This is a genomic window from Xenorhabdus aichiensis, assembly GCF_028598775.1.
Classification (GTDB): Bacteria; Pseudomonadota; Gammaproteobacteria; order Enterobacterales; family Enterobacteriaceae; genus Xenorhabdus; species Xenorhabdus bovienii.
In genome coordinates this window covers 1-968 of record NZ_JAQRFO010000126.1, presented here as the reverse complement: position 1 = coordinate 968, position 968 = coordinate 1, and the positions used below count along the sequence as shown (strand labels likewise).

The following is a 968-nucleotide window of genomic DNA, read 5'->3' as shown; positions in this document are numbered from 1 at the left end:
GTCCGTACAACTGGCGTAATCATGGCCCTTCGGGGCCATTGTTTCTCTGTGGAGGAGTCCATGACGAAAGATGAACTGATTGCCCGTCTCCGCTCGCTGGGTGAACAACTGAACCGTGATGTCAGCCTGACGGGGACGAAAGAAGAACTGGCGCTCCGTGTGGCAGAGCTGAAAGAGGAGCTTGATGACACGGATGAAACTGCCGGTCAGGACACCCCTCTCAGCCGGGAAAATGTGCTGACCGGACATGAAAATGAGGTGGGATCAGCGCAGCCGGATACCGTGATTCTGGATACGTCTGAACTGGTCACGGTCGTGGCACTGGTGAAGCTGCATACTGATGCACTTCACGCCACGCGGGATGAACCTGTGGCATTTGTGCTGCCGGGAACGGCGTTTCGTGTCTCTGCCGGTGTGGCAGCCGAAATGACAGAGCGCGGCCTGGCCAGAATGCAATAACGGGAGGCGCTGTGGCTGATTTCGATAACCTGTTCGATGCTGCCATTGCCCGCGCCGATGAAACGATACGCGGGTACATGGGAACGTCAGCCACCATTACATCCGGTGAGCAGTCAGGTGCGGTGATACGTGGTGTTTTTGATGACCCTGAAAATATCAGCTATGCCGGACAGGGCGTGCGCGTTGAAGGCTCCAGCCCGTCCCTGTTTGTCCGGACTGATGAGGTGCGGCAGCTGCGGCGTGGAGACACGCTGACCATCGGTGAGGAAAATTTCTGGGTAGATCGGGTTTCGCCGGATGATGGCGGAAGTTGTCATCTCTGGCTTGGACGGGGCGTACCGCCTGCCGTTAACCGTCGCCGCTGAAAGGGGGATGTATGGCCATAAAAGGTCTTGAGCAGGCCGTTGAAAACCTCAGCCGTATCAGCAAAACGGCGGTGCCTGGTGCCGCCGCAATGGCCATTAACCGCGTTGCTTCATCCGCGATATCGCAGTCGGCGTCACAGGTTG

At 57.6% G+C, this 968-nt stretch carries 3 protein-coding genes; all 3 read left to right on the top strand.

Features of this window, described 5'->3' with window-relative positions; translation table 11 throughout:
- Window positions 1-60: 60 nt before the first annotated feature.
- Window positions 61-459 (top strand): DNA-packaging protein FI, encoded by a 399-nt coding sequence (locus PSI22_RS21250; RefSeq protein ID WP_000158919.1) that lies wholly within the window; start codon window positions 61-63, stop codon window positions 457-459.
- 11 nt (window positions 460-470) lie between these two features.
- Window positions 471-824, top strand: coding sequence for a head-tail joining protein (locus tag PSI22_RS21245; RefSeq protein WP_000752979.1), 354 nt, complete (start codon window positions 471-473; stop codon window positions 822-824).
- A gap of 11 nt (window positions 825-835) precedes the next feature.
- Window positions 836-968: phage tail protein (locus PSI22_RS21240; protein WP_171480149.1), on the top strand; the 133-nt coding region annotated here is incomplete at its 3' end.

Coding starts and splice junctions, on each gene's coding strand:
- PSI22_RS21250 (WP_000158919.1), top strand. CDS start 61: ATGACGAAAGATGAACTGATTGCCCGTCTCCGCTCGCTGGGTGAACAA.